We start from the raw sequence: 22,045 nt of genomic DNA, 5'->3' as shown, positions 1-22,045 counted from the left end.
AGAGTGAATGAATAATATTGTATTAGTTGGAGCTGGGCAGATAGGTAGTCGACATCTGCAGGCATTGTCCAATATTAAAAATGAATGCAGAATAACAGTTTTTGATCCAAACCAGAGTGCTTTAGAAAGGGCCCAAAATAGGCTTTTAGACGTTTCAGATAATGCTTTAAATGTATTTTTCACTACAGAAATGCCAGTTGATGATTCATTTTCGCTTGCGATCATTGCGACGAGTGCCGATGTTCGCTTAGCCGTGTTTGAAGCTCTTGTGCAGCAAAATAAGTTGAAATATATCATATTTGAAAAGGTTTTATTTCAATCTGTGCTGCAGATCCAACAATGCACAAAATTATTAGAGACACACGCAATTCGGGCATGGGTAAATTGCCCAAGGCGTGCATTTACAAGCTATAAGAAGTTAAAGTCTGTTATCGAGGAAGAGCAATTCGCATCAATGAAAGTAACAGGAAGTAGCTACGGGTTGGCTTGTAATGGCATACACTTTGTGGACTTGTTCGTATTTTTGAACGGGCTCAACAACTTGAATATGAAATCGGAACTAGGCTGCGATGTTATCGAGTCTAAAAGAGGCGGTTGTTTTGAGGTTTTTGGCAAGTTACATATAACGGCTAACGATCATTCTTTAAGTCTATTTTGCGACAATGTTACAGATAGCCAAAGATATGAAATAGAGATCAGGACAACACAAACGCGTTTTGTTATTGATGAACTTGCCCAAAAAATGCGGGTGTACAACAACGAAGACACATTATTATCCACCACCGAGTTCGTTGTAACACCTCAAAGTCAGTTGAGCCATATTGTTGCCACTGAAATAATGACCAAGGGTCGTTGTGACCTAACAACATTTTCTGAATCAGCTTTGTTGCATGAGCAATATTTGTCAGTATTTATCGCCCACTTCAATGCAATTCAACCCAATAGGTTTAAAGTATGCCCAATTTCTTAAGGAACGAGTAATGAACTGGCTTATTGGTGCAGGCCCTATGGCAATCGAGTATGCAAAAGTGTTACAAGCTCAGCATTGTTCATTTATGTGTATTGCCAGAGGTGAGGCATCAGCGTCGACATTTTACCGGGAAACAGGTATTAAGGCTGATATTGGAGGCCTGCAACATTTTTTACAGAGCAATCCCGAAATTCCTGAGCATGCAATAGTGGCAACCGGCATTGAGTCGTTAGCCCATGCTACAGAATTGCTGCTTAATTATGGGGTAAAATCCATTTTGGTTGAAAAACCTGCGGGCCTTGATATTGAAGAAGTAGAACGAACCCAAGCATTAGCTGACTCGTGCCAAGCTAATGTATTTGTCGCATACAATCGTCGTTTTTATGCATCCGTCATAGCGGCTCAAAAAATGATTGCAGAGGATGGCGGTGTGACTTCTCTTAATTACGAGATTACCGAGTGGTCACAGGTTATAGAAAAGTTAGATATCCCAGCAAACATAAAACGAAACTGGTTTATAGCCAATACTAGCCACGTCGTTGATTTAGCTTTCTACTTAGGTGGAAAACCTCAGGAGTTGGCGTCATTTACTGAGGGGCAAACCGCATGGCATCCCGATAGTGCAAATTTTGCCGGTGCAGGTATCACCGAAAAAAACGCCTTGTTTGCTTATCATGGTAACTGGAACGCTCCCGGGCGTTGGAGTGTGGAAGTATTAACTACTAAGCATCGCTTTATATTCACTCCATTGGAAACCCTTAATGTTCAAAGACTGGGTGAAATAAATATTGTAAACGTACCGATTGATAATACCCACGATCTAAATTTTAAGCCGGGGGTTTTTCTACAAGGACGGGCTTTCCTCAACAATAATTTTGATTCACTTTGCAGTATCAATGAACATAGGGTTAATCTCAATCATTATTGTCAAATGGCTAATTACGATCTTTGATCGCACCTCAAGATATAAGTAGATGGAATTTTCCGAATGATTGAAAAATGCCAATCAGTAACTGATTTAAGCAAGTTATTTACAATCGTTACACTAAGTTGGGAACGAAAAGCGTTATTAAGACGTTATTTCGTTGCATGTGAACATAACGGTTTTGATTCGATAGTCGTTGATGGCAGTCGTAGTAAATATACAAATGATATTCCTGCTAATGTTCGGTATTTTCATGCGCCCGATAAGGGAGCATTTGAACGTTTGTCATTTGGACTTGATAAAGTCAAAACACCGTATACGCTTTTTCTCGCTGATGATGACTTTATTGTTCCTTCCGCGTTATTAAAAGCGGTCAGATTTTTACAAGAGAATCCTGATTATCATTCGATTCAAGGCAAAGTTTTAACCATTAATGAGCTTTATACAAAAAGTGATATACGTCTGCGCTCATACAAGGGGTTTGAGGCAGCAATAGCCTTAGACGCACCCCAAGCAGAACAGCGCCTTATTAATCACATGCAAGAATACGTATTTACTATTTATTCACTTCAAAAAACATCTGTGTGGAAATGTTGCATAGATAAAATTTATGAGGGGTTAAAACATCATCCAGTTACAACTTGCCTTTCTCCTGCCATTTTCGAATTAACACAGTCTATTCATTGTATATTAAGTGGTAAAAACAAAACCTTAGATGAGGTGTTTTTGATTAGAGAAAGTGTCCCTAGACCGGAAGCTGAAAAAGCGGAGGGACACCTTTATTTTAATGAGTCTCTGGAATTTGATGCCTACACAACTGATTTTGTGCAGCTATTGAATGACAATTTAAATTTAATAGATATTGATTTACCTCCCTTGTTAAGTAATGCCTTTGCCGTTTTTGCAGAAAAAAGGCGAGGCAACAGCACTGAATGTAAATTTAATGAATACGGTCAGATTAGTCGAATGGTGGAGATATTTAGTTCTCAACATAGTGAACTGCAGTTTATTGCCGATATTATAAAAATACACCGTGAAGATGTTGTTAGCATGTTGTTAGATAACTCAGAGCCGCATTTGGAGTATTGGTACGATGATAATTGGGTAAATGATATAGCATTGAAATATCAACAAATTGCATTTGAATTACCTCACTATGTGCTTTATGGGGCTGGAGAACATACTCAGAAACTTCTTGATAAGATGGGAAAAATTGGAAAGCTAATGGGAGTCATAGATAAAAATAGTTGGCTATGGGGAACTCGAATAGAGAATGTTAAGTGTCATGCCCCAGACTGCATTTTATCATTGTCGACAAATATAATTATTTCATCCCAAGAGCATGAAAATGCAATTGAATTAGAATTGAAAAAGTGTTTTAACGATCACGTTAATATTTACAAATTATATAGCTAATAAAAAATTGTGACTTGTTCTGGCACGTTCATCTTTCGATAATGCGCCTCTTCGCTATCTTTCTTTGCCTTAAATACTCAGCTATATAAAAGCTTATCTTTTATTCCTAAAGAAGCTGCCGCCTCAACAACGGACTATCCTTGGTTTGTAACCAACTCCACAGCCTCTTGTTTAAATTCACCTGGATAGCGTTTGTATTGTCTTTTAGTCATCAGTCACCTCAATTGAAGGATTTTATCCTTTATTGAAGTGTCCGGCTAATTCAACCACAACACTAATAGTAAAATTAATTGATTTTAATCTGTTCAATCTTCAATTTTCATCCAGCTAATATGCGGGCAGAATGGGGTTCTTTTTAATGAAATCTCTTTGGGTTCAAACACGTCATATAACGCTTTAGTTTCACCTGGCCAGGTTGCTTGATTAAGATCTTCAAACACTAAAATACTGCCTTTCTGTAGTCGTGGCTTAATTAATTTCAGTATTTCCACGGTTGGTTCGTACAAGCCGAGTCCAAAATTAGCCATCGCAATAATGGTTTCTGGATGGCTATCTAAATATCCTTTTAATGACGTTGGTAACAGCCCTTCAACTATTTCGGCTTTGTCTACGTGGCCTAGTGGTCTGTTCATATTATACAACTGTATGCCTTTTAGCATTTCCTCTAAGCCGTTGGTAAAAGCCATTCCTCCTGCTTGCTTAATGTGTAAATCTTGGCCGTCTGTACCCATATCATCTGAAGTTAGTTCGGAAAAACCTGTAAATGAATCAAATCCGATTACCTTACGCATATGATTGTATGGTTCATAAGTGGCGCTAAATTGTAGCCAAGAGAAAAAAGAAGAGCCTTTAAATATACCGAAATCTAATATATTGCCATGTAAGTTAATAACCTCTTTGAAAATGTCATTTCTAGCCAAGAAATAGCTTATCGCTTGACGAGGTACAAAGCGTGAAAATGCGTGCACCTTTTCTGTATAGCTGCCACTACATTCGTCGAAATACTGGTTAATAGACGAAAAGTATTGGTTCTCGGCTTGCAAATAGTTTTTAGGGTTTGACTGATCCAAGTTAATCTCCGAATAATTATCGTGAAAAAGAAATTTGATAGGAGTATTTCATTAAAGATCCTTAACGCCTTGGATTAAATACGGGGAAATACCTTTTGATATTAACGACTTTTTAATTTCATCAAAGAATGTCATCGAGCCGATGAAGTAATGCTCGTTACACTTTTTGTTCTTTTCACTTAACAAGCTAATAGGTAATGCATAGCCATCGATATATTTTCCATGCCAGCTGGTATTGGAATCGTAAATGTTATGCTTACCAAAATCACCCACTGTTGCAAGATAAGGTATACAACGCAAGGGGACATAGAAATTACAATGACCTTGCACTCTTGCATAAAAGTCTGCAAATGCCTGTATTTTGGATGCTGCTCTGGAAAAGTAACCATCGCAACTCATTGCTGGTATCTCGTGCTGGCGTTTAGTGGTTGCTTTTTGCGCGGTGACATGGAAGGTGTTGCCGTAGGAGCTTTTACCGATATTAATGTTTCCGAATCCGGCCGAAATTAGTATGCTGTAAATGGATCTTTCGGTAAACATATTGACATGTTGATGCTCAATCATTGAAATATCGCCGATGGCTATGGATTCTGTTGAGTTTGTGGTAGAGAAACAGAATGTGCCGCCTGCATTTAGTGCTTTAAACACATTTTTAGCAAAAGTGTGCACATCTCTAATGTGTTCAAAAACGTCATTGCAATAAATGAAATCGACTTCGGTGTCGAATGTTTCGCTGTCAAAAAAAGTATTCAGTAGTTCGAACCCCAACTTTTGACTCCAGTGATAAGAATATTCTGATGGATCCACCCCTACGACCTGCCAACCGTTTTCGGCCAAATACTTGATACTAAAGCCAGCACCACAACCAATTTCAAAAATTTTTTTTGGCTTGATACTATTGATTATATTCAGAAAAAAGTTGTTAACACTTGAGCCATAAGTGTCCATTTGCCCAGATTCTGGATTAATGAAACCTATGTTGGCATCTTGCATGTAGGCTCTTTCTACATGCGCCCAATCCTTTTCTTGCCAATCCAGTTCTAGGTAATCAAATTGTGAATTGACTTTTAGTGTTACTGGCAACCGTGTGGCGATATTTTGGAAAGCCTCGGCAGTTGTGTTTAATCGCCAATAAAACGGCATCTCAGTAATTTCAAGATAATCGTTTTGAACATTCCAATGCGGCATCACATGCTGCTCCAATAGTTTGATGTGAAAAAAATACGCCTTTGTCTGTCCGCATGCCAACAAAGAACAGAGGGCCTCCTTTAAATTTTGTCTGCAAAGCCGTTGTTTTGGTATCGAGAATATTTGCGTTCTTAAGTGTCGGGCTAACAATTTTCAGGCTATGGGGGAATAGATAAACGTCTTCTACTTTTATACCCGGTAATACTTGGTTAAGTTCATTTTTGATATCGCTATGATTAGGACGCTTACCTACCGTATGCAGCACTTCTATTGCGATGATATGGTTTAGTTTTTCATTTTTTTCGAAGTTATATGCTTTGTAGTTGACGATCCTAGAGGATATTAAATCAGGAGAATGACAAAGAACGTAATAACTAGGCAATGTATTCGAGATCGAGTTAGCTATTTTAAAGTAGAAAATAGATAACTCGTTACAGGTTAATGAGTTTGCCAGCGTCTTATCTAATGCATTTAAAGGTGATGCCAAAATACAGGCATCAAAACTATTACTGATAGGGACGTCATCTAGCAGTAATGTGTCATTATGCAAATTAACATTGCTAGTAAGCTCAGTGTTGATGCCTATTTTTGAAAGGTTACTGATTGCGACTTCCGAAATACCCTTAGTATCTTTTTTAAAGAATAACGCGCATCTATCACCATAAACCTTGCCGGCAGGCTCTGACTGTATTGGGTTGCCAATGATTGCATCCATGTACGGATCTTTTTTTAGGTCGTCCGATGCTCCTTTATCGGCCACAATAATACGTCTAAGATCGTAATAGCAATGAATGGACTGTGCTGTTAATTTGCGACTATCAATATTCCATAACTTTTCAAGAATAGGGCTGTAAATAGTGTTGGCGGCTTCACTGCCAAAGCGGCGGGTAAATTCGTCGGCCGCGCTAGTGCACTTTTTTTTGGGGAGCTTGCTTATTATCTGAGAATAGATCAAATCTTTGGTAGCTAAGTGGCTGATATCAGGGTAAATACTGTCAGTATTGAGTATGCCATTATTATAGTGGGCGCCAATATCTAATTCGTAACCATATTTGACAATAAATATATCGCCAAATATCTTAACTAATAAGCGTCTTTGCTCTTCGGTTACGTAAAGAACGTGCATACCGAGTTCGCAATGCCCAAATGGCGTGTCGACTTGTGAAAAAAGCCCTCCTATGGATTTGCCTTTTTCAAAAATGGTGACATCAAACCCCATATTCCGAAGATTTACCGCTGCTACTAGTCCACCTATTGATGCACCTACAACAGCTATTTTCTTCATGATTATCTCCTCTTATTGGGACAGGATATGTCGATTGTATATTAAACACATAGGGTGTTTGTAATGCTAGTTAGTTATTTAGATTTTGCGCTTTAGATATCCATCGGGAGCAACAGTAATAAGTAGTTTATTTTCAATTTCGCTGTCGATCTCAAATGCGTTGTTTGATTTGAGATATTCCCAAACCGCTGTTTTGGGATTGTTACCCTTACCCCATGGTCGATCGGCGAATTCAGAATCCCCAACATCTTCAATTGCTGTGTCGAAAACAATGCAGTAACTGCCGGTTGAGACCAGCGGAGCATAGGCTTTTAATTCATTTAAAACATGTTCATGGGTATGGTTTGAATCAAGAATAACCAGTACCTTCTGAAAGCTTTTGGCAAAGGTATAAACTGCATCAACAATGTTGGCATCCGTTGATGAGCCCTGCATTAACTCAATTCTATTGGCCATCGGATGAGCATTAATTGCTGATTTGTTGTGCTCTCGAATATCAATATCTATACCTAAGACCTTACGCTTTGGCTGTTTAGGATCTAACACTGTTCCGTTTTCTACTGCGTCACAATATTCAAGCATGGCCAGCATTGATGCACTGAATATTAATGAACCACCATGAGCAATACCTGTTTCAATAATTAAATCTGGTCGAACTTTCCATATCACCTCTTGCATTGCTTGAATGTCTTGCGGGAACTGAATAATAGGGCGACCCAGCCAAGTGAAATTATGGGTATATTGATGGGGTATTATTCCGTTAATCCATTTGGATGTGACGTCAGCTAATTCCGTGTCTTGTGACATGGTTTCTATATTGTTCGTGACATTCTGGAAAAACTTTTTAATTTCATCCATCAATAAACTCCTTCCAAAAAATGGTATTTGAATTGATCAGTTGTTGGCTCTGTGGCCCTACGTTAGCAATCGCGTCTAAAATACTGACATAAGGAGTGAATGCTCCGTGAAGTTGAGAATATTCATTTTTTTTATAATTCATGTACATGACATCAATTCCTGAGGCCTCAAAATCCTGATGGGCTAAATAGTTTTTAGCACCTAGACCGGTAATATATTGTTGACCCTTTAATTTTTTTACAGTGTTCAAAACGCGTTTTGAAGACGTGCCGCCAATACCCATGTCACTTGAATTCATTTGTAAAAGGTCGGGGTTAAGGTTCAAATATTGACAAACTTTAGCGGTTGATAATAGACACAAGTCTTTTAAATGTTCGTATGGTTGTGAATAAACATCGGTCACAATGTCCAGCATATCCTCGACAAATACTGAGTTTTTATAGCACCTTGTCAGTGTTGCAATATGCTTTTCTCTCCAGTTCTTATCGTCATTTATCAGGATTTCATTAATTGGGGTACCCAATTTGAATTTTCGTAGTGGGACTGTTAACCAACATAACCCTCCAGGTGATTTTATTTGTACACGATTACTAAAACTGCCTTTAGAAAATTGCACGTCATCATAATGAACAAAGATATCGGCGAGTTTTATTTGCTCAAACATACCAATCCAAGGAAAAAACATCGGTTGTGAAATCACAATATTCATTAGCGTACAGCCATCACATCTTTTGAATTTTTCAGAAAAGAAGAAATTATTAGGCAGACGCGATCCATTTCCGGCTCGGTAATGTCGTGGTAGCTTGGTAGGTTGATTGAGCGTTTAGAAATACTGTACGCATTAACGTTATCTGGCTTGTCCTCAAACATATCTAATTGGCTTAGTGGCCAAAAAAATAAACGTGCATCAATATTTTGTTGGGAAAAACAAGTTAATAACTTATCACGGTCGATATTTAGTTGTTCTGCAAACACAATTGTTGGCATCCAGTACGAGCATTTTGTCAGAGCTGATTGCTCATTCATGCTTATCTCTTTGATATGGCTTAATTTATTTTCGTAGTAATAGAAAACAGCTCTTTTTTTAGCGACCAATTCTTCAATTCTTTCCACTTGTGCACAACCAATAGCTGCTTGTATGTTCGACATTTTATACTTAAAGCCGATCATACTTGGCCAGAATTGTTTTTCTTGATTTGTAGCCCGGCCATGATTGCTCAGAGTGAGAACTTTCTCATAGACTTTTGCGTCATTGGTCACAAACATGCCTCCTTCACCTGTGGTCACTGTTTTAGTGCCGTGGAATGAAAACACGCCAAAAGTGCCCAATGAGCCGGCCTTGATGGATTGGTATTCTGAGCCAACGGCTTCAGCGGCATCTTCTATTATAGGGATACCATACTGTTCGCTAATAGCCTGCAACTCTCCCATTGCACAAAGGTTACCGTATATATGAGTAGCGATAATGGCTTTGGTGTTTGCGGTGATAACTTCAATTACTTTTGCTGGATCTATACACCAATTGTTGGGATCTATATCGACTAAAACTGGTTTTGCTCCGAGGTAAGTAATGGGAGCAACTGTTGCTATCCAGTTAATATCTGCCAGTATGACTTCATCTCCTTGTTGTATTCCTAAAGCCGAGAGTCCCATATGTAAGGCTCCAGTACAACTTGAAGTCGCGATAGCATATCTAACGCCTAGATACTTTTTGAATTGCTCCTCAAAGCGAAGGATATATTGATAACAGTTTTCGCCCCAGCCATTTTTTGCAGCGTCGGTTGCGTATTTTACTTCCAGGTCATGAATTGATGGTTTGGTGTAATGAATTTTGCTCATGAGAATCTATTTATTGTGGGGATCGCGGTGACAAATTCGGCAGAGGTAGGCAGTGTGTTTTTACAAAATGAAGATACCTCTGCTTTTATATTCCAAGGTAGTATTAAAATAAAATCAGGTTGCTGCTGCTCAAGACAAACCGGTGAGGCAATTGGGATATGACTACCTGGCATAAACATGTTTTGTTTGGATGGGGCTGCATCGCAAATAACTGGTAATAGGTCGGGTTTGATGCCTGCATAGTTTAACAGTGTGTTACCTTTTGCAGCAGCGCCATAACCAATCACCTTTTTATTCAGACGTTTCTGTTCAATTAAAAACATTAGAAGATCATCCTTAATTTTATCTACCCTAGATTGAAAGGCTAAATAGGTACCTAGCTGTTGTAAGCCTTGCTCAACTTCCAAATGTAACAGTTTCTTAATGGTGGGTTGTGCTTGGCGTGACTCCCCTTTATGACAAGCGTAAATACGCAAACTACCACCATGGGTAGGCAGTTGTTCAACATCAACTATTTTTAGAGCTGCTTGGTCAAAAATACGGATCACGGCCGTTAGCGATAAATAAGAAAAATGCTCGTGGTAAATAGTGTCAAACTGATTATTATTAATCAGTTCCAACAAGTGTGGAAACTCCATGGTTATCGAGCCTGTGGGCTTGAGCAATATTTTTAAGCCTGCAACAAAATCACTAATATCGGGAACGTGAGCCAAGACGTTATTACCAATGATTAAATCGGCCATTTGTTGCTCAGCGGCAAGCTTTTGAGCAAGGGCTTGAGTGAAAAACTCAGTAATAACAGGAATACCTACTGCTGTTGCTTTTTCTGCAGTGGCCAGAGCAGGCTCAATACCTAAGCATGGAATATCCCTTTCGACAAAATTTTTGAGCAAATACCCATCATTGGCGGCGATTTCAATGACTAAGTTGTCTTTGGAAAGTTTTTCCCTCGCTATAATCATGTCTGCGTATCGCTGTGCGTGCTGCAACCAACTCTTAGAAACTGAGGAAAAATAGGCATATTCAGGTTGAAATAATTTTTCAGGTTGAATGTAATCTTGGGTTTGTACCAGCCAGCATTGGTCACATACATAGACTTGAAGCGGTAGATACACTTCGGGTTTGTCCAAATCTTCAGTCGTTAGATAAGCATTAGACGGCGGTGCGAAGCCTAAATCAACAAAGCGGTGCTGCAAAGCATGATGACAGTGACGACATTTCACAATATAAGACCTTCAAAGTCGTTGGTAATAAAAGAGTGTGCTTTATCTCGCGGCGATATATCGGTGCAAGATAGCGGCCAATTTATATTAAGCTTTGGATCATCGAATTTAATGCCATCTTCACATTCAGGTGAATAAAACTCGCTATGCAAATAAAGCAACTCAGAATGTTCTGCTAACACCTGAAAACCATGGGCAAAGCCCTGTGGAATAAACATCATACGGGAATTTTCAGCTGACAACTCGATACCAAACCATTGTAAAAATGTACTAGACTCCTTGCGTATATCGACAGCCACATCAAAAACTTTACCTTGTATACAGCGTACTAATTTGGTTTCCATTGCGGGAGGATGTTGAAAATGTAATCCGCGTATGGTGCCACTGTGTGTGTTTTTAGAGCTATTGATTTGGGCGATATTTTTACCTTCTAAAATGGCAGACAACGCATCGCCACAAAACCACCGTGAAAAACTGCCACGGCTATCTATATTGCGTTTTGTATCCACAATTTTTAACCCTTGTAATGGCGTATCACAGATATTCACAAGGTTAACGTCTTGCTATCAGAATATTCATCAATCTGCTGAATACAAAGGGTTTGCATGCTCAATGCGCTGTGTTTTCCCGGCATTGACCAGTCAATGACTTTATCTAATGCGGTAGCCAGATCCCATCTGGGCTGCCAATCTAATTGCTCATTTGCCTTACTAAAATCTAATTTAAGAAAGTGAGCTTCATGGGGCGCGGACTCTTTATCAATTATAAGCTCAATTTTGGACTCGGTCTGTTGCAGTAAATAGTCGACTAGCCATTTGACGGATTTGGCGCTGCTGGCTGGCGGGCCAAAGTTCCAACTCTGGGCATAAGCATGACCGTCGTTATAGAGTTTTTCCGCCAATAACAAATAACCCGATAAAGGCTCTAAAACATGCTGCCAAGGGCGAATGGCATTGGGGTAGCGCAGATAAATAGGTTGCTGGTGCGAAATGGCCTGTAATGTATCAGGTATCAATCTATCTTTGGCCCAATCACCACCACCAATCACATTGCCCGCTCTGGCCGAAGCGATAGCCGGTAGAGATGGGTCAGCGGCTTGAAAATAAGACTTACGGTAAGAGGCTAATAATATCTCCATACAGGCTTTGCTGCTGCTGTAAGGATCATGGCCACCCACAGGATCGTTCTCACGATATCCCCAATGCCACTCTTGGTTCTCATAACATTTGTCTGTTGACACAATAACCGCTGCACGTACTGAGTGACAATGGCGAATAGCCTCCAGTACATTGAGGGAACCTATAACATTGGTAGTGTAAGTGCCGACAGGATCTTGATATGACTCACGGACTAAAGGCTGTGCAGCAAGGTGAAATACGATGTCGGGCTGGCATTTTTGTAGCACTCGAGATAAATGTTCACTATCGCGAATATCCCCAATAATGCTATTTATATTCTCGGCGATGCTCGCCTTGTTAAATAAATTGGGTTCGGTGGGCGGTGCTAAAGAAAATCCAGTGACTTGCGCGCCTAGATGTTGCAGCCAGAGTGATAGCCAGCCACCTTTAAATCCGGTATGACCAGTAATTAGTACTTTCTTATTCTGCCAAAACAAGCGATTCAAGACCACTTTACCCAAGGTGCAGCGTTATTCTTTAACATGTCTTCTAATTGGATTTTGTCTCTTAAGGTGTCCATTGGTCTCCAAAAGCCGCTATGTTTGTAGCAAGACAGTTGATTATTTTGCGCCAACTGTTGCAAAGGCTCTTGTTCCCATACGCAAGCATCTCCAGATAAATAATCTAATACACCTTTGGATAACACAAAATAGCCGCCATTGACCCAAGAGTCATCTCCTGGGGGCTTTTCTTGAAAGTGGTTGATCATGTTCCCCTCGATATTTAATGCACCAAATCTTCCTGGTGGTTGGATGGCAGTGACCGTGGCTAAAGTGCCAGATTTCTTGTGGAATTCAATGCTTCGCGCAATGTTTAAATCAGTAACACCATCACCATAGGTAAAACAAAAGTCCTCATCATCGTCAAGGTAAGGAGCAATTCTTTTTAATCGGCCTCCCGTACCTGTTTCCATGCCCGTATCGATCAAGGTGACGCGCCATGGTTCGGCATGGTTAGAATGAACCTCCATGCTATTTTGCTGCATATCGAAAGTGACATCAGACATATGTAAAAAATAGTTGGCAAAATATTCTTTGATCACATACCCCTTGTAACCACAGCAGATAATAAAATCGTTAATGCCATGATGTGAATATGTTTTCATGATGTGCCACAATATAGGGCGACCGCCGATTTCAATCATAGGCTTGGGTCTTAGGTGGGACTCTTCGCTTATTCGCGTCCCTAATCCGCCAGCTAGGATAACTGCTTTAGTCACCTATCACTCCTTACTTATATTGTTAAATCTGAAATAACCCTAAAGCAGTACTTTCTCTGCATATTGACTATCGACCATTTTCAGGTTTCTCTTAAGTATATTCTATGCTTTAGGAGGCCATTGACCTTTAGCGTTCAGGCTCGACTTTAAAGGTGGCACACATACATAGGTATGCAGTTAAATACCTTTCATTTGTTCGTTCGCTTACTTTATCAACAACTATTTGCTAAGCTCTCGTATGAGGTTTATATCGGCTGGTTACCGATATACAGGAGGTTAACTATGATTAATGTAAATAACAACAATTCAAACGCATCGTTGTTACAACAAGTTCAAAATAAGCAAGAATCTATTCTTGAAAAACTTGCATCAGGCAAGCGTATTAATAGCGCGGCTGATGGTGCGGCGGCGCAACAGATTATTGATCGTTTGACGACTCAGGTTGAGGGCAATCGTCAGGCTATTTCTAATGCTTATGACGGGGTGTCTTTGGCGCAAGTAGCTGAAGGTGGCTTGTCGGGGATCACTGAAGATGTGAACCGTATTCGTGAATTGTCGGTGCAGTCGGGTAATGGTTTGTTAAGCGACTCTGATCGTCAGGCTATTCAAGCGGAGGTCACGCAATTACAAGACAATATTTCGCAAACTATTGAGCAAACTGAATTTGCGGGTAAGTCGTTATTGTCTAGTGATGGCAATATTGATTTTCAGGTTGGCGCTAACGCAGGTCAAAAGATTGGCGTGGCCACCCAAGACGTAGCGGCGGGTTTAGATGATATTCTTAATGTAGATTTAAGCACTGCGCAAGGAGCAGAGGATGCTTTGGCAATAGCCGATGAAGCGGCTGAGTTTGTGGGCGGTGCTAGAGCTGATTTAGGAGCGACCCAAAATCAATTTGAAAGTGCGGCGCGTAATCTAACCCAAGCTGATGTAAATGTATCAGCAGCGAGAAGCCGTATCCAAGATACTGACTTTGCTCAAGCCACGTCCGAAAATGCGGCTGCGGGCATTTTGAGTCAAACTAGCCTTGCGGTACAAGGTATGGCAAATCAGCAGCAGGGGCAGGTTTTGTCTTTGTTAAATGGGTAAAAGTTAGTTTTATTCAAAGAAAGAGCAGCTTGTCTGCTCTTTTTTTATGGGTGTTTCTAAAAATTGTATTTTCTTGTATGAAAAATATACTCCCTTTAAAAATGCTTTAAATAGTATTGCTATCCCATCTTGAATGGTTAAAATCACATACAATACAGTGGATTATAAAAACATTATGAGGGTTGAAGTGGAATGAGCAATATTTTGATTATTAGTTCTGACGTTGCGCGGGCCAATAATCTGAGTACCATTCTGACTTTTCTTGGTGAGTCTTGCACTAGTGTGTTATTTGCCTCAGCGGTTGAAACCCTTAAAGAAAAACTTGATATTAAATCGGTATTAATTGATGCGGTAAGCCACGAATTGGCTAGCGATATCAGTGAAAAATTTCCTCAGCACCCTTTTGTATTGGTTGGCAATTATCAGGCTTTTGAGCCGCAAACCAATATTGTGGGCGCCATTAACGAGCCCATTACCTATCCTGAACTCACGCAGATGTTGCATCGCTGCCAAGAATATAAACGCAGCCGCCCAAATACTAAGACGAGCGTAAGCAATAAAACCCGTCTTTTTAGAAGTTTGGTTGGAAAAAGCGAACAAATTCAAGGTGTAAGACATTTAATCGAGCAAGTGGCCCCCACCGAAGCCAATGTGCTGATTTTGGGCGAGTCGGGCACAGGTAAAGAGGTGATAGCTCGTAATGTACATTTTTTGTCAAACCGTACCGACAGTATATTTATTCCGGTTAACTGCGGGGCTATCCCTGGTGAATTACTTGAAAGCGAGCTTTTTGGTCATGAAAAAGGCGCCTTTACAGGTGCCGTGGGCTCTCGCAAAGGGCGATTTGAACTCGCTGAAGGTGGCACTCTTTTTCTCGACGAAATTGGCGATATGCCGCTACAAATGCAGGTTAAATTACTACGGGTTTTACAAGAGCGTACCTATGAAAGAGTCGGTGGCACTAAGCCAATTAAATGTAATGTTAGGGTGATTGCCGCCACGCATCGCGATTTAGAAACCATGATTGCTGATGGGCAATTTAGAGAAGATTTGTATTATCGATTAAATGTTTTTCCAATCGATAGCCCAGCGTTAAGGGAGCGAAAAGAAGATATTCCCCTTTTATTGCAAGAGCTGCTGTCGAGGCTTGAGTTAGATCATTCTCAAGTTAAGTTTACAGAAAATGCATTAACGTCGCTTATGGAGCATAATTGGGCGGGTAACGTACGAGAATTGTCGAATTTAGTTGAGCGTTTGATGATTTTGTATCCTAACCAACTTATCGATTTGAGTGATTTACCCAGTAAGTATAAACATCTAGATGTGGCAGCCTACGAGCCTGACTATCCCGAAGAGTTATTGGAGCGCGAGGCTATTAATGCGATGTTCGGTGGTGTTGATAATGAAGATGATGCTAATGACGACACTCGTCTTGATAATACTTTGTCCACTGAACTTCCAGCACAAGGGCTCAATTTAAAGGAATATATCTCAGAGTTAGAAGTAAATTTGATTACCCAAGCCTTAGAGCACCAAGACTGGGTTGTGGCCAGAGCCGCTGAGACCCTTGGTATGCGCCGTACTACTTTGGTTGAAAAAATGCGTAAGTACAGCATTAGTAAAGACTAATTTTCCCCTCAATTAATATTGAATTACCTCAGCGTGTCATTTCATTGACGTCGTACTTCTTCAACAAAAAACAAGCTAACCTGTTGATAATAAAGTGAATTATTTTTGGCATGGCATGTGCTTTAGCTAACCTGTAATTATTATGTCTAAGTTTTGACGTGAGGAATCTATGGGTACTAGCAATCTTTTAATTGACACATCGCAGCATACTTTGTCCGAGTTGGAAGAAGTCGTGAGGCATGACGCCTTAAATAAAGCCTCCTTTGCGTCAAACAACGAAGAATTAAACACCTTGCGATTACAGGCTAACCGTTTACAGCATTTGCTTCAGGTTATGCCCGCAGGCGTGGTGGTGATTGATGGAAAAGGTATAGTCAAGCAGTCGAATAACTTGGCCAAAGTACTACTAGGTGAACCCTTAGAGGGGCAGCTTTGGCGTACCATTATTGCCCGTTCTTTTAAGCCACAAGCGGACGATGGTCATGAAGTGTCACTGTATGATGGGCGTAAAGTAAAATTATCCATCACACCTTTAGAGCTAGAGCCTGGTCAACTTATCGTATTAACTGATTTAACCGAGACCCGTCAATTACAGCAACGTATTGGGCATTTACAAAAGTTATCGTCATTAGGAAAGATGGTCGCTTCGTTAGCTCACCAAATTCGTACTCCTTTGTCTGCAGCTATGCTCTATGCGGCAAATTTGTCTAACAATACACTAAACAAAGCCTCCCGAGAGAAGTTCAGCGACAAGTTGGTATCACGATTGCGAGACCTAGAGAGCCAAGTGAATGATATGTTGTTGTTCGCTAAAAGTGGAGATCAGCAAGTAATAAGTAAAATATCTCTTAAAAGCCTAATGCAAGAAGTACAGCAAGGCGCAGATGCTATGGTGCAGAGCCAACAAGCAAAGTTAGTGCTTTCGGTTCCCGATCCCGATGTAGTGATTATGGGGAATAAAACCGCCTTAGCTGGGGCGTTGCAAAACCTTATTCATAACGCGTTAACCGCAAAACCTCAACAAGCGGTGATTCATCTTGCTGCCAGTGGCGAAAGTGATAACCAAGGTTGGGTAAATATATCGGTTACAGATAATGGCCCTGGTATTCAAAGCGAAGCAATGAAGCGTATTTTCGAACCCTTTTATACAACTAAAAGCAATGGTACCGGTTTAGGCCTAGCCGTGGTAAGAAGCGTTGCACAATCTCATCAAGGCAATATTCAAGTCGCCAATTTGGCCGATGGTGGTGCCTGCTTCACGCTGTGTTTGCCAACAGTTGATGCTAATCAGTTAGTTCATCAAGGTTATGTGCCAACCAAAACAGCGCAGCCTCAACAATATTTTGCCGATGCGGCGGGGAGCTAGGAAATGAGTCAAGCAAAAGTATTGATTGTAGAAGATGATGCAGGTTTAAGGGAAGCCTTAGTCGACACCCTCTTGCTAGGTGGTTACCAAGTCATTGAAGCCGACAGTGGCGAGCAAGCCATGATAAAACTGTCTGAGCACTCTGTTGACTTAGTGGTGAGCGATATTCAAATGGGCGGCATGAGTGGCTTGTCTTTGCTGAAAAACATTAAACATAAGCATCCCAATTTGGCGATACTATTAATGACTGCCTACGCCACCATAAACGATGCGGTGCAGGCGATGCGAGACGGCGCAACTGATTATTTATCCAAGCCTTTTGCCCCTGAAGTGCTACTTAACTTGGTTGGACGTTATGCTCCGGCCCAAAAAGTAGAATCTTGCACTCCAGTGGTTGATGATCCCAGCAGTTTGCAATTACTCGATTTAGCCAAAAAAGTGGCGAGATCAGAAGCTACTGTAATGGTTTTGGGACCAAGTGGTTCGGGTAAAGAAGTGTTAGCGCGGTATATTCACGACCAATCCAATCGCAGTCAACAGCCTTTTGTTGCTATCAATTGTGCTGCTATTCCAGAAAATATGCTGGAAGCAACATTGTTTGGTTATGAAAAAGGCGCCTTTACTGGAGCGATACAAGCTTGCCCGGGCAAATTTGAACAGGCCCAAGGCGGCACCATTTTACTGGATGAAATCAGTGAAATGGACTTAAACCTACAAGTGAAATTATTACGTGTTTTACAAGAGAAAGAAGTTGAGCGACTAGGTGGTCGTAAAACCATTGCGTTGGATGTTCGGGTGATTGCCACCAGTAATCGTAATTTAAAACAAACCGTAGACGCCGGTGAGTTTAGAGAGGATTTATATTATCGCCTCAATGTATTCCCGCTTACTTGGTTGCCCCTTGATAAAAGAGGGGGAGATATCATTCCCTTGGCCGAGCACTTAATTGAACGTCATTGTCAAAAACAAAATTGTGAAATATCAAAGTTGACGGCATCAGGTCGCAGTAAGTTATTACAACACAATTGGCCGGGTAACGTACGAGAGCTAGAAAACGTGATCCAGCGTGCGCTGATATTATCTGATGGTAATCAAATTGATGCTCAAGATTTGATGATTGAGCAAGACATATCCGCTTTGGCAGATACCGCTCGTATCGATCTTGAAATGGTGGAAGAAGATAACAGTAAATTGGGCTCAGAATTGCGTCAGCAAGAGCATCAAATTATTCTCGATACCTTGCAAAGTTGTAAAGGTCGCCGCAAAGATGTGGCCGAAAGGTTAGGGATTAGCCCCAGAACCTTACGTTACAAGCTTGCTAAAATGCGTGAAGTAGGGATTGAGCTGCCTGCTTAATTATCCCCAAGTTAACAGCATAACAGATAGAATTTTAACCACCTAACAAGGTGGTTTTTTGTTTTTGGGGGTGAGTGATCGCCTTAAGCAAATACTAAAGGTCAGCTGCCCCAAGGTTAGTTTGGAAGAAATGTCAAAATTATGACGCATGATGGTATTTCTGAATCACATTTAAGTTATTGAATATTATAGATATTTGTTGTTTTTTTAAGTTTGATGATTTGGCACTTACCTTGCTATAGATGTAGTTAGTTAATTCAAATGACGAAATACGTCTTTTGCACGTGGAGCATCCTATGGATATCAAAGCACAGTCTCTTTATCAAGAAATGCAAGGCATGGCCCTTGAGTCAAAAGTGGGCTTGGGTCAACCCAATGTTATTCAGAGTAACCCTTCCTCTGCAAACTTCTCAGAATTGCTAAGTAATGCTATTGGCACTGTAAATGGTATGCAGCTCGAGGCTAAAGACATGGCCAAGGCATTTGAGATGGGTGATAAGAACTTGAGCCTAGCGGATGTGATGGTCGCAAAAGAAAAAGCGGGGATCGCCTTCGAAGCGACAGTGCAAGTACGAAATAAAGTACTCGACGCCTACAAACAAATCATGAATATGCCGGTTTAGGAGCTAACACGTGGCTGAAGCAGCAAGTACAGAATTAGCAATGAGTGATATGGGTACTGAAATGTACCCAGAAGACGTGAGCACCGAACAAAAATCAGGGTTTATGGAGACCATCAGCAGTACTGATATGATGCGCCAAATTACCTTGATTATAGCCTTAGTCATTTGTGTTGCCATTGCGGTGTTTATTTTGATTTGGGCGCAAGAGCCTGACTATCGCCCCTTAGCGAGCATGGAAACACAAGAGCTAATTGAAACTCTAGATTATCTAGATCAGGCGCAAATTGATTATCGCCTAGAAGGTAATACGGTTTACGTTAGCAGCGGTGAATATCAAAAGATAAAATTAGGCATGACTCGACAAGGTATCTCTCAGGGTGAATCTGCAGGGGCTGATATCATCATGCAAGATATGGGGTTTGGCGTCAGTCAGCGGGTTGAAAAAGTTCGCCTAAAACACGCCAGAGAGCAACAAATTGCCAGTACTATTGAAGAAATGAAACCGGTTTCACGAGCAAAAGTATTGCTAGCCTTACCCAAAGAGAACGTGTTTGCTCGTAGAGAAAAACATGCCAGTGCCACAGTTGTGGTAACGACTAGGCGCGGCTCGATTATTTCTACAGGGGAAGTGAATGCGATTATCGATATTGTTGCTTCTGCGGTACAAGGACTCGAGCCTGATAGAGTGACAGTCACCAATAGTAATGGGCGTTTACTGAATTCAGGCTCACAAGGTGCTGAATCGGCACGATCTCGCAAAGAATATGAAATAGAAAAAAAGCGTGAAAACGCTTATATGGACAAAATAGACTCTATTTTAATTCCTGTTTTAGGCATAGGTAATTACACGGCTCAAGCTGATGTGACAATGGACTTTACCTCAGTTGAACAAACTCAGCGTAGTTACAATCCAGATTTGCCCGCTATACGTAGTGAAATGACGGTCGAAGACAACAGTATTGGTGGCGTGATTGCGGGTATTCCTGGTGCGCTGACGAATCAACCACCTTTGGACTCAGATATTCCTGAGCGTGCCAACAACAACTTAAACCAGCAAACACCGGGACGAAACCATAAAGAAGAAACCCGAAACTACGAATTAGACACCACAGTGAGTCATACCAAACAACAAGTGGGCATGATCCGCCGCCTCAGTGTGTCGGTTGCATTAGACTATGTGAACACAACAGCTGCAGACGGCACAGTATCCTCAACGCCAAGAGCCCAAGCCGAATTACTAGATATTCGCCGTTTGTTGCAAGGGGGAATTGGATTTGATGTCACTCGCGGTGATTCGTTAGAAGTTGTCAGTATTCCGTTTAATCGAGAAGGTGAAGTAGCACAGGCAGAAGTACCATTTTGGGAAGATCCTAAGTTCTTGCCTCTCATAAAACTCGGTGGGGGTATTTTCATTATAGCGTTGCTTATCTTAGTGGTAGTACGACCTATGGTACGTAAACTGATTAATCCTGACGATATGAAATCTGATGAGTTTGATGCCGATGAAGGGCTAGACTTAGGTGACGAAACCATTAACTTATTAGCTGAAGAATTTGATGAATCGCAAGTTGGATTTGCGGCAGATGGCACCTTTATGTTGCCAGACTTGCATAAAGATGAAGATATACTCAAGGCCGTTAGAGCACTGGTAGCCAATGAGCCAGAATTATCTTCTCAAGTAGTTAAAAACTGGTTAATGCTTGATGATTAAGTTTAGACTTAATACTTGGCAGTTTGAGGAATAGATAGTGGCTGACGAAGAACAAACACAAGAAGCAAGTTACGATGTAGGTAAATTAGAAGGTGTGGATAAAGCCGCTATTTTACTACTGAGTTTAACAGAAGATGATGCTGCGCAAATTCTCAAACACTTGGAACCTAAGCAGGTACAAAGGTTAGGGCAAGCCATGGCACAGATTGATGATATGACTCAGGCAAAAATTACGGCTGTGCATCAACATTTTATAGAAGAAATTCAAAACTACAGCACCATTGGTTTCCAAAGCACCGATTTTGTGAAGCGTGCATTAACCTCTGCCTTAGGTGAGGATAAAGCAGCCAATTTGATCGACCAGATCTTGATGGGCACAGGTGCCAAAGGCCTGGATTCATTAAAATGGATGGATTCTAAACAAGTCGCCAGTATCATTCGCAACGAACATCCACAAATTCAAACTATAGTGATGTCGTATTTGGATGCTGAACAGTCAGCCGAAATTCTCAGCCAATTCCCCGAAAAAGTGCGTTTGGACTTAATGATGCGGGTGGCGAACTTGGAAGAAGTACAGCCTGCTGCTTTACAAGAGTTAAATGAAATAATGGAGAAACAATTTGCCGGACAAGCGGGAACCCAAGCCGCGAAAATGGGCGGCTTGAAGTCTGCTGCAGACATAATGAACTACCTAGATACTAATATCGAAGGGCAGTTAATGGATGCAATTCGCGAACAAGACGAAGAAATGAGTCAGCAAATTCAAGACTTAATGTTTGTATTTGATAACTTAGCAGATGTTGATGACAGAGCCATTCAAACTATCTTGCGTGAAGTACAGCAAGACGCATTGCTCAAAGCAATTAAAGGTGCTGAAGACGAGCTTAGAGATAAAATTACTAAGAATATGTCAAAACGTGCAGCGGAAATGCTTATTGATGATCTTGAGGCTATGGGGCCAGTGCGTATTAGTGAAGTCGAAACCGCTCAGAAAGAAATCTTATCAGTGGCTCGGCGCTTAGCTGACTCTGGAGAGATTATGCTTGGTGGTGGTGGCGGTGATGAATTCTTGTGATCAGGTTCGAAGCTGTAAGGTGAAT

Annotated in this window: 20 protein-coding genes; 10 read left to right on the top strand and 10 right to left on the bottom strand. The window is 40.9% G+C overall.

Features of this window, described 5'->3' with window-relative positions; translation table 11 throughout:
- Window positions 1–7 precede the first annotated feature (7 nt).
- Genes Q0688_RS07945 through Q0688_RS07935 form a run of 3 tightly spaced genes read left to right on the top strand, consistent with a single transcriptional unit; the run spans window position 8 to window position 3,311 of the window.
- Window positions 8–970: a Gfo/Idh/MocA family oxidoreductase gene (locus Q0688_RS07945; RefSeq protein WP_299074819.1), complete on the top strand. Its 963-nt coding sequence runs from the start codon at window positions 8–10 to the stop codon at window positions 968–970.
- Window positions 971–980: 10 nt separating this feature from the next.
- Window positions 981–1,922 (top strand): Gfo/Idh/MocA family oxidoreductase, encoded by a 942-nt coding sequence (locus Q0688_RS07940; protein ID WP_299074818.1) that lies wholly within the window; start codon window positions 981–983, stop codon window positions 1,920–1,922.
- A gap of 36 nt (window positions 1,923–1,958) precedes the next feature.
- Window positions 1,959–3,311, top strand: coding sequence for a TIGR00180 family glycosyltransferase (locus Q0688_RS07935; protein WP_299074817.1), 1,353 nt, complete (start codon window positions 1,959–1,961; stop codon window positions 3,309–3,311).
- A 305-nt stretch (window positions 3,312–3,616) separates the two neighbouring features.
- On the opposite strand, the gene Q0688_RS07930 is transcribed toward Q0688_RS07935, so the two are convergent.
- From Q0688_RS07930 to rfbF, 10 genes are all read right to left on the bottom strand, one after another.
- Window positions 3,617–4,381, bottom strand: a complete 765-nt coding sequence (locus Q0688_RS07930) for a hypothetical protein (RefSeq protein WP_299074816.1) — start codon at window positions 4,379–4,381, stop codon at window positions 3,617–3,619.
- A 51-nt stretch (window positions 4,382–4,432) separates the two neighbouring features.
- Window positions 4,433–5,569 (bottom strand): class I SAM-dependent methyltransferase, encoded by a 1,137-nt coding sequence (locus tag Q0688_RS07925; RefSeq protein ID WP_299074815.1) that lies wholly within the window; start codon window positions 5,567–5,569, stop codon window positions 4,433–4,435.
- Window positions 5,535–6,854 carry an NAD(P)/FAD-dependent oxidoreductase gene (locus tag Q0688_RS07920; protein ID WP_299074814.1) on the bottom strand — a complete coding sequence of 440 codons (1,320 nt, stop codon included), beginning with the start codon at window positions 6,852–6,854 and terminating at the stop codon, window positions 5,535–5,537. Before Q0688_RS07920 ends, Q0688_RS07925 begins: the two co-directional genes overlap by 35 nt.
- Window positions 6,855–6,932: 78 nt before the next feature.
- Window positions 6,933–7,712 carry a cephalosporin hydroxylase family protein gene (locus Q0688_RS07915; RefSeq protein WP_299074813.1) on the bottom strand — a complete coding sequence of 260 codons (780 nt, stop codon included), beginning with the start codon at window positions 7,710–7,712 and terminating at the stop codon, window positions 6,933–6,935.
- Window positions 7,705–8,421 (bottom strand): WbqC family protein, encoded by a 717-nt coding sequence (locus tag Q0688_RS07910; protein WP_299074812.1) that lies wholly within the window; start codon window positions 8,419–8,421, stop codon window positions 7,705–7,707. The genes Q0688_RS07915 and Q0688_RS07910 overlap by 8 nt, the downstream gene beginning before the upstream one ends.
- Window positions 8,421–9,551, bottom strand: a complete 1,131-nt coding sequence (locus Q0688_RS07905) for a DegT/DnrJ/EryC1/StrS aminotransferase family protein (RefSeq protein WP_299074811.1) — start codon at window positions 9,549–9,551, stop codon at window positions 8,421–8,423. The genes Q0688_RS07910 and Q0688_RS07905 overlap by 1 nt, the downstream gene beginning before the upstream one ends.
- Window positions 9,548–10,774, bottom strand: a complete 1,227-nt coding sequence (locus Q0688_RS07900) for a class I SAM-dependent methyltransferase (protein WP_299074810.1) — start codon at window positions 10,772–10,774, stop codon at window positions 9,548–9,550. The genes Q0688_RS07905 and Q0688_RS07900 overlap by 4 nt, the downstream gene beginning before the upstream one ends.
- Window positions 10,771–11,322 (bottom strand): dTDP-4-dehydrorhamnose 3,5-epimerase, encoded by a 552-nt coding sequence (gene rfbC, locus Q0688_RS07895; RefSeq protein WP_299074809.1) that lies wholly within the window; start codon window positions 11,320–11,322, stop codon window positions 10,771–10,773. The genes Q0688_RS07900 and rfbC overlap by 4 nt, the downstream gene beginning before the upstream one ends.
- Complete coding sequence (rfbG, locus tag Q0688_RS07890) at window positions 11,319–12,398, bottom strand: CDP-glucose 4,6-dehydratase (protein ID WP_299074808.1); 1,080 nt, start codon at window positions 12,396–12,398, stop codon at window positions 11,319–11,321. Before rfbG ends, rfbC begins: the two co-directional genes overlap by 4 nt.
- Entirely contained in the window at window positions 12,395–13,171 is a 777-nt protein-coding gene (gene rfbF / locus Q0688_RS07885; protein WP_299074807.1) for a glucose-1-phosphate cytidylyltransferase, read from the bottom strand. The genes rfbG and rfbF overlap by 4 nt, the downstream gene beginning before the upstream one ends.
- A 282-nt stretch (window positions 13,172–13,453) precedes the next feature.
- Here rfbF and Q0688_RS07880 point away from each other — a divergent pair, with 282 nt between their 5' ends.
- From Q0688_RS07880 to fliG, 7 genes are all read left to right on the top strand, one after another.
- Complete coding sequence (locus Q0688_RS07880) at window positions 13,454–14,260, top strand: flagellin (protein ID WP_299074806.1); 807 nt, start codon at window positions 13,454–13,456, stop codon at window positions 14,258–14,260.
- Window positions 14,261–14,452: 192 nt separating this feature from the next.
- Window positions 14,453–15,889 carry a sigma-54 dependent transcriptional regulator gene (locus tag Q0688_RS07875; protein ID WP_299074805.1) on the top strand — a complete coding sequence of 479 codons (1,437 nt, stop codon included), beginning with the start codon at window positions 14,453–14,455 and terminating at the stop codon, window positions 15,887–15,889.
- A 169-nt stretch (window positions 15,890–16,058) separates the two neighbouring features.
- Window positions 16,059–17,255, top strand: a complete 1,197-nt coding sequence (locus tag Q0688_RS07870) for an ATP-binding protein (protein ID WP_299074804.1) — start codon at window positions 16,059–16,061, stop codon at window positions 17,253–17,255.
- 3 nt (window positions 17,256–17,258) lie between these two features.
- The gene (locus Q0688_RS07865; protein ID WP_299074803.1) at window positions 17,259–18,611 is read left to right on the top strand and encodes a sigma-54 dependent transcriptional regulator; all 1,353 of its coding nucleotides are present in this window, start codon (window positions 17,259–17,261) and stop codon (window positions 18,609–18,611) included.
- Between the two features lie 296 nt (window positions 18,612–18,907).
- The gene (gene fliE, locus Q0688_RS07860; protein WP_299074802.1) at window positions 18,908–19,234 is read left to right on the top strand and encodes a flagellar hook-basal body complex protein FliE; all 327 of its coding nucleotides are present in this window, start codon (window positions 18,908–18,910) and stop codon (window positions 19,232–19,234) included.
- A gap of 10 nt (window positions 19,235–19,244) precedes the next feature.
- Entirely contained in the window at window positions 19,245–20,945 is a 1,701-nt protein-coding gene (fliF, locus tag Q0688_RS07855; protein WP_299074801.1) for a flagellar basal-body MS-ring/collar protein FliF, read from the top strand.
- A 37-nt stretch (window positions 20,946–20,982) separates the two neighbouring features.
- A complete protein-coding gene (fliG, locus tag Q0688_RS07850; protein ID WP_299074800.1) occupies window positions 20,983–22,020 on the top strand; it encodes a flagellar motor switch protein FliG in 1,038 nt (345 codons plus the stop codon).
- The last annotated feature ends 25 nt before the right edge of the window (window positions 22,021–22,045 follow it).

The organism is uncultured Paraglaciecola sp., assembly GCF_937123705.1.
Classification (GTDB): Bacteria; Pseudomonadota; Gammaproteobacteria; order Enterobacterales; family Alteromonadaceae; genus Paraglaciecola.
Note: the sequence above shows the minus strand (reverse complement) of the source record. Positions and strands in the feature narration are given on the sequence as shown.